Here is an 8220-nt window from a genome sequence, read left to right on the forward strand (position 1 = left end):
GGTCCGTTCCGGGCGCTGATTGTCTCCAGCCTCAATGGGGGAGGAAACCTTGTCGCTGCCACTACATAATACCTTCCGCCACCCCGTCCGCTGGCCGTACCGGCGGCGTCCTCACCTGCTTAACTAAATCTAAAGTCTGAACTGCTACGTCAGAGTTGACAGTACACGCCATGTTTTGTATACTGAAACATATATAGATCATAGTAGAAACCCGCATTTGGCGGCAGAGTCTTTCGGAGTACTGTTTACCGGCATATCCTTCCGGGAGAATGTTCAGGACAGTTATTCTTTTTGACGGACAGCGGCGGTTTGGGCAGTAAAGTAACAGAGTCAGGGGAGGCGCAATGAAAAAAGTTGAAATTAACCTGTGTGGAAATCCGACGATTTTTGCAGATGGGGAGAAGGTTAATTTTCCTTATAAAAAAGTAGAGGGATTTTTATATTATCTGTGTATCAGAAAAACGGTCACCAGGGAGGAGGTTATCTGTCTTCTCTGGGGAGATGAAGACGAGACAACCGGGAAAAAGAAGCTGCGTGACGCGGTTTATCAGGTGCGCCGGTTTATAGATAAAGATTTTCTGGTTACAACCGGACATACGGGGATAGCACTTAATCCTGACTATCCCGTTATGATTGATCTGGAGCGCCGTGAGGATGGTGATGTCGGACAGAGCGGTGTTTTTTTGGACCATTTTTATATTAAGAACTGTTATGAATTTGAGGAATGGGTGGAGGGAGTCCGCGAAGGACAGCGCCAGAATATCTCAAAGAGTGCCAGGGAGCATCTTGACGATGCGCGCGAGAAAAATGATCTTTCCCTGATTCAGAAGTACAGTAATATCCTTATTAAAAATGATCCTTACAATGAGGAGCTGTATTATGAGATTATGAATGTCTATGCTGAGAACGGCAATTACACGATGGCGATACGCCTTTATTATGATCTGATGAAGCTGTTCCAGGATGATCTGGATATGGAACCGTCACAGAAGGTTAAAGATCTGTTCCACCGTGTATTTAATGTGAAAGAGCATGTGAAGACGGAAGGCGTTTCCGTTGATTTGCCGTTTATCGGCCGTAAAAAAGAATTATACGAAATCAGCGGATTTTTAGAGAGGACTGCAGGCGAGAAGGTTGGATGTCTGGCTGTAGAGGGGGAGGAAGGCGTCGGAAAAACGTCCTTTCTGGAATGCGGACTGAAGCTGGCGCTGGGGAAACAGATGATCACGCTCTATGCGGTATGCTACAGGCAGGGCGCCGATTTCTTCTTAAATCCCTGGAATGATATCTTTCAGGAAGTCAGACAATGTATTGAGAACGGGACAATGAAGGGGGCGCTGTCTCCCGATGAGGAAGAAAAGCTTTCCCAGCTCCTGAACCGGGGTGTCAGTGACGACAGGGAGAGCGGCCGTCTTACTTACCAGATGATTGAGAAGACGGTAATCAGCCTGTTTACCGAGATTACAAAGAAATACCGGATAGTCCTGGCATTTGACGATATCCAGTGGATGGATCAGATGAGCTTTCAGCTCATGTGCCGCCTCCAGTTTATGCTTGAACCGGATGTGCTGCTGACCATATGCACGTATAACAGAAGCAGCGAGGCCGAGGTGACGGAAGCGCTGGAACCGCTGGTCCGCAGAGATTCTGTCAAACTCATAGCCCTCCAGCCGTTTACGAAGGAAGAAACGGATGAGATTCTGCACAAATCATTACCGGAGCTTGACACGGAACCGGAGAAACGTCAAAAATTATATGAGCTGACGGACGGCAACGCATTTTTCCTGACGGAAATGATTAACATTATCCGTGAGAAGGGATACACGCTTGAAAAATCTCCGAAGACAAACTTTGTAATCAAGGCGAGGCTGTCCGGAATATCCCAGGATGAGAAGGAAGTCCTGGACTGTATGTCGGTCTTCCCTGAGAAGATAAGTATTGAGGAAATAGAGCTTTTGATGAAGGGCATGGACAGGCTGACCCTTCTTAAAATTCTGGAAAGGCTGCAGGAAGGCTTCCTTATTAAAGAGGTTCTGGTTGGATGGAATGTCTATTATAAATTTGTCCACCGCATTTTCCAGGAATATATTTACGAGAAACAGAGCAATGGGAAAAAGCAGCTTTATCACAAAATGCTGGCTGCCTACTATGAGGCCCAGGCGGAACAGGATTTTACCGTACTTCCCCTTGTCGTCTACCATTACGACAAATGCCATGATCAGGTAAAGGCATACCAGTATCAGATTCGTTACCTGAAAGAATTTTACACGGTAATCAATGAGAATTTTCCGGTACTCCATACCGAAGCTTCTGATTTCGGCGACGATTTCGGTGTCATGGCCGAAGCGGCAAAGATGCTTGAACTGGCGGAGGACGTCATTAACCTGAAAGACGATTCCAGAGAGATACGCCAGATGAAGATGGAGATGCATTATATAAAAGGAAGATATGACATCGCGATGGGCGATTACGACAGCGGTATCGCCAATATTGAGAAAAGTATTTTTCTGGCCCAGAAGCTGAATGCCCATAAGAATCTTCTGGCCTGCTATAAGCAGCAGGTATTTCATGGAATTCAGAGGGAAGATTTGGAAAAGGTTGACAAATATGTGACCCTGGGGCTTGGCTGTATAAAAAAGGAAGAGAGGGATGAGTATGCCACCTTTCTCCGGCTGAAAGGATGGTACCATGTCCAGAGGCAGGAATACAGGATGGCGGAGGATGTCCTTCAGAAAGCGCTTATGGTATTCCGCGAGCTCGAAGACGGAGGGGGAAAGTATACGGCAAGCATCGCCGCCTGCTTTAATTATATCGGTGATATCTACAGGATACAGGACAGGTATGATGAAGCACTTGAGTATTACATGAAAGGGATAACAGTGGGCCAGGGCCCGGTGGAGACAAACGGTATCGGCCAGGTCTACTGCAATATCGGCCAGGTTATGTACTGCCAGGGAAGGCTTCTGGAGGCGTGGAATTATCTGGAGAGGGCCAGGGAATGCCTCGAGAAGAACGGATACAGATGGGGGCTTGAAAGAGCTGAGACGTACCTTGCCATGACCTGCCTGAAAACGGGGCGGAAGGAGGAAGCGGCCGAGCATTACAGCAGGGCGGTCGGCTTATCTGCTAAAATCGGGAATCCGACGACAGAGCAGCTTCTGGAGGCGGTGAAAAGAGAGATGAATTAAAAAGAGAGTATCGGTGCGGCCGGGGGAGTCTGTGTAAAGCTCTCCCGGCCGCATTTGACTGATGGCGGTGACCTGTGCAAAGCGTGCAGGCTGTCGTTATCCGCAAACAGTATGCCGGAGCAGGTATTTTTAAATATCGGGTGTTGCGCTGAATTGGTAAAGTAAAGAAGTCTGTCATGGTAGCAAATTAAAGCGAAAAAGTCTGTCATGGTAGCAAGGTAAAGTAGAGAAGTAAGAAAACATATATAAAAAATAATTTTTGTCAGTAATATTACAAGATTTGACGCTTTTTTGACGCTTCGTGTACTATAATAGGCCTATCAATTGCCCCGGCAAAATGAGTGTGCCGGAACGATGTAACGTATGAAATAACAGCAGTAAAGGAGAAGATAAGATGAGCAAAGTAGTAATTACAGGACAGGATTTAACAGTTGAACAGATCGTAGCAGTTTGCCGTGAGTGCGCACCGCTGGAATTATCAGAAGAGACAAAGAAAAGTGTTCTGGAGTCCAGACAGATTGTAGATGATTTAATCGCAGAAGAAAAGGTGGTTTATGGTATTACAACAGGCTTTGGTAAATTCAGTGATGTAGTAATTTCACAGGATCAGTGCAAAGACTTACAGAAAAACCTGATTATCACACATGCGGTTGGCGCCGGCAATCCATTTACAAAAGATATCGCAAGAGGAATCATGCTTCTTCGTATCAATAACCTGGCAAAAGGTTTCTCAGGAATCCGTCTTGAGACACTTCAGACCATGGTTGACATGCTGAACAAAGGCGTAACACCGATTATCCCTGAAAAAGGTTCATTAGGAGCTTCCGGTGACCTGGCTCCATTATCCCATATGGTGCTTCCGATGATCGGCCTTGGCCTTGCAGAGTACGAGGGAGAAGTTCTTCCGGGTGCAGAGGCAATGGCAAGAGCAGGAATCCCGACGATCGAATTATCCGCAAAGGAAGGCCTTGCACTGAACAATGGTACACAGGCTATGACTTCCGCAGGTACTCTTGCACTTTATGATGCACTGAATCTTCTGAAGGTTGCAGATATCACGGCAGCTCTTGATTTCGAGGCTCAGAATGGTGTCGTAGACGCGCTTGACCACAGAGTACATGATGTTCGTCCTCATTCCGGCCAGCTTGCAACGGCAAGAAACCTGTTAAAGCTTCTGGAAGGCAGCAAGAATACAACACGCCAGGGCGAAATCCGTGTACAGGATGCTTATTCTTTACGCTGCTGCCCGCAGATTCACGGCGCAAGCAAGGATGCCGTAAACTACGTAAAAGAGCATGTAAATATCGAAATTAACTCCGTAACAGATAACCCAATCATCTTTAAAGATGACAGAGCAGGAATCTCCGGCGGAAACTTCCACGGACAGCCAATGGCTCTCAGCTTTGACTTCTTAAAGATCGCAGAATCCGAGTTAGCCAACGTTGCAGAGAGACGTATTGAGCGTCTTGTTAACCCGGCATACAGCGGACTTCCTGCATTCCTTACACCAAACGGCGGCGTTAACTCCGGATTCATGATTGTTCAGTATTCCGCAGCCGCTTTAGTATCTGAGAATAAAGTTCTGGCTCATCCGGCCAGCGTTGACAGTATTCCATCTTCCGCAGGTCAGGAAGACCACGTAAGTATGGGTACAATCGCAGCAAGACAGGCTGGAGAGATCGGCCGCAATGTTAGACGTGTTCTGGCTATGGATCTGATGGTTGCATGCCAGGGTATCGACATGAGAGGCAATAAGGGCCTTGGTAAAGGAACACAGGCTGCATACGACCTGGTTCGTAAAGAGGTTGCCCGCCTTGAAGAAGATCGTCCGTTATACGACGATATCAACTACTGTGAGAATATTATCGCTGACGGCTCCTTAGTAAAGGCCGTAGAGGAAGCAATTGGCGGTTCTATTGAATTATAGTTTGAGGGGTGTGTTGTTTACTTTTTCTCTGGGGAGTGGAGAAGTAGCAAGTATGTATGAAGAAGGAGGGCTTTTATGTTAACTAACCCTGTAGTATTGGCGGTATTATCACTTTGTATTCTTTGTTTATTTAAAGTAAATGTATTATTATCTATGCTTATTTCCCTGTTCATCGGCGGTGTCGCCGGTGGACTGGGGGTAACCGGAACTCTGTCTTCCATGCTCGGAGGACTTGGCGGGAACGGTGAGACAGCACTTGCTTACGTTCTTCTGGGAACGTTTGCAGCTTGTATGGCTTACACAGGTATCACAACGATTCTTTCTAAGAAGGTTGCAGCAGTAGTAGGAGAGAATAAATATATCCTTATTTTTATCCTTGTTCTTATTGCCTGCGCTTCTCAGAATATCGTTCCTGTACATATTGCTTATATTCCGATTCTGATTCCGCCGTTACTGGTAGTCATGAACCGGCTGAAGATTGACCGCCGCGGCGTGGCTTGTGCCATCGCGTTCGGCCACAAGGCTCCTTATATCGCAATTCCTATGGGCTTTGGTCTTATCTTTATGGGTATCATCAAAGACAATATGACTCTGAATGGTATGGAAGTAACTCTTAACGATGTAGCATCCGTTAACTGGATTCTGGCAGTGGCCATGCTGATTGGTCTTTTAATTGCGCTGTTTGTAACCTACAGAAAACCGCGTGAATATAAAGACATTGCAATTGCTGAAACACATGAATTATCAAGCCTGAAATTAACTACACAGCACTGGTGTACTATCGCTGCAATCGTTGTTGTAGTAATTCTTCAGATTAAATTTGGTTCTCTTCCATTTGCAGCACTGGGCGGACTTCTCGTAATGTTCCTGACAGGCGCAGTAAAGAGAAAAGATATTGATGAACAGTTCAACGAAGGTATTAAATTAATGGGCTTTATCGCGTTCGTTATGCTTGTAGCAGGCGGATTTGCACAGGTTCTGAAAGATACCGGCGCTGTTAATGAATTAGTAGACAGTTCCATCACACTGATGGGTGGCAGCAAGGTTATCGCTGCAACCGTAATCACACTGATTGGTCTTCTTGTAACTATGGGTATTGGTACCTCTTTCGGTACAGTTCCTGTACTTGCAGTATTATATGTTCCGTTATGCTCTAAGATCGGATTCTCTCCGGCAGCAACTATCGTCCTGATGTCTGCAGCAGCAGCACTCGGCGACGCCGGTTCACCAGCTTCCGATACTACGCTTGGGCCGACTTGCGGTCTGAACGCAGACGGACAGCACGATCACATTTGGGACACATGTGTACCTACATTCTTACACTTTAATATCCCGTTAATGATCGCAGCTATCCTGGCGGCACAGGTACTGTAAGTAACACTAAAAACTGAATATAGCATTACTACTTAAAAAACCCCTTAAACAACACAACGAAGGCGGCAGAGCAGATGCATAGGCAAGATGCATCCAACTCTGCCGCTTTTCCCTGTCCTGTTGTCAAAAAAACAACAATCGACAATGATATTATTATTAAAGGTTATTTAAATTCTGCTTCCCTGGCAACAGGAATTTATCCAGGGAAGCGCTTGTCAAACTGTTCTCCGTCATAGAGGCGGTATCCGGAACTCTCGGCAGTCATTTTTGGTTTCAGAAGGCTAATCGGCGTTAAATTACAATTGTCTTTATAACCGGTTCTTCAAAAAAGACTGGGCCGCCGATTCTGGCATCAGTGATTTTTCCGTTCTTTGCGGTAAATTCAGCTTTTAATATACCGCCCGGCTGCTTCAGCTCCAGGCGGAAATCGCCGTCGGCCACATCGCGGCCGAGCCATACCGTCGAAGCCAGAGTGCCGCTTCCGCAGCTGCTTTCCCAGATGAAACTGTCGGTTGCCCGAACCCAGACTACGGGTGTCATCTCACCGTCCTTGATAAAGATAGCCCCTGCTGCATCCACATCCGTTTCCTTCGCCATCTTGTCGAGAACAGCGTGCGCCAGAGTTTCAGAAGGTTCGACATCCTCAAGAATGACGTGGGTGATTCCCTCCAGAACCACGGCCGGAAAGCGGAGCAGTCCGCTGCCGTCGGAAGAGGAAATACCGCTGTCTCTGCCGCATTCCTCGGGGAGCGACAGCTCTGTAATTGCCTGAGGCAGGGGCATGGACACCCAGGAACCGTCTTCCTCCAGGAGAACTTCCAGGATATCTTTGCTTCCGGACACCTCTACGGGAATACGTTCACCGGCTTTCATGCCGTTTCGCCTGCCCAGCAGCAGACCAAAGCTTCGGGACGCGTTGCCGCAGAATTCCCCGCCCATCATCTCCATACGCCCTGCGGCGCCCCGGAGCGGTTTAAGCAGAAAACCGGCCTGCTCTGCATTTAAATCTTCTTCCTTTAAAATGGCGGCGCCCACTGCCGCATATAACTCGGGCGGAACCTCGCCCTCTGCGAATGCTGTCCGATTTCCGGCCGGATCGGCCATTGTAATTTTTAATTTGAATTCCATTATGTAACCCTCCTGTGTTGAATGTAAATGATATAATTTCCCTAAGAATACCATACATCCTAAGCATATAATTTACAAGCGGTTTCGTGAATTTCCAGTATGGAGATTTAACTGAGGTTGGGAGAACGCGTCCGGAACGGACCAAGTCCGGTGTGGTGAGGAGGCTGGCTGAGTCTTCCGTCCCCGTGGGAAGTTGGTGTGGAGGGGGGAATCCGGCCGGAATGAATTGCTGCGGGGACCGTTTGCACTCTTTGGAGTGCGCAGCAGTGTGCTAAGCTCGTGAGGGACCTCGCTAAGCACCGGCGGACTCCCATGTCCCCTCCGCAATTGATTCCGCCTACTTCCCCGGGTCAGGTTTTCGTAGGGACGGAAGACTCAGGCGGAAGTTTTCGCGACACCGGATATGGTCCGCTCCGGGCGCTGATTGTCTCTAACCTTAAATGGGGAGGGCCCTGTCGCGGCCACTATGTGTTTCCGGCAGGCTGATATCAAAGCTTCTGCAACTATATAAAAAGGCGCATTTAAGGCATATCATATTTTCCGCACACGAAAGCGCTGAGTGGCCGCGGCAAGGTCCGCCCTCCGCACTTAACGCGTGAGACA

General features: G+C 47.7%; 4 protein-coding genes. 3 read left to right on the forward strand and 1 reads right to left on the reverse strand.

All coding sequences use genetic code 11. From position 1 onward, the window contains the following. The first annotated feature begins 344 nt into the window (after positions 1 to 344). From CLOSYM_RS21005 to CLOSYM_RS21015, 3 genes are all read left to right on the forward strand, one after another. Positions 345 to 3188 carry an AAA family ATPase gene (locus tag CLOSYM_RS21005; RefSeq protein ID WP_021643726.1) on the forward strand — a complete coding sequence of 948 codons (2844 nt, stop codon included), beginning with the start codon at positions 345 to 347 and terminating at the stop codon, positions 3186 to 3188. Between the two features lie 394 nt (positions 3189 to 3582). Continuing rightward, positions 3583 to 5115: a histidine ammonia-lyase gene (gene hutH, locus CLOSYM_RS21010; RefSeq protein WP_003497606.1), complete on the forward strand. Its 1533-nt coding sequence runs from the start codon at positions 3583 to 3585 to the stop codon at positions 5113 to 5115. Positions 5116 to 5190: 75 nt separating this feature from the next. Continuing rightward, positions 5191 to 6489 carry a Na+/H+ antiporter family protein gene (locus tag CLOSYM_RS21015; protein ID WP_009297618.1) on the forward strand — a complete coding sequence of 433 codons (1299 nt, stop codon included), beginning with the start codon at positions 5191 to 5193 and terminating at the stop codon, positions 6487 to 6489. Between the two features lie 291 nt (positions 6490 to 6780). Here CLOSYM_RS21015 and CLOSYM_RS21020 read toward each other — a convergent pair whose 3' ends face one another. Further along, positions 6781 to 7617, reverse strand: a complete 837-nt coding sequence (locus CLOSYM_RS21020) for a hypothetical protein (protein ID WP_003497602.1) — start codon at positions 7615 to 7617, stop codon at positions 6781 to 6783. Between the last annotated feature and the right edge of the window lie 603 nt (positions 7618 to 8220).

It is taken from the genome of [Clostridium] symbiosum ATCC 14940 (genome assembly GCF_000466485.1).
GTDB classification, from domain to species: Bacteria; Bacillota; Clostridia; order Lachnospirales; family Lachnospiraceae; genus Otoolea; species Otoolea symbiosa.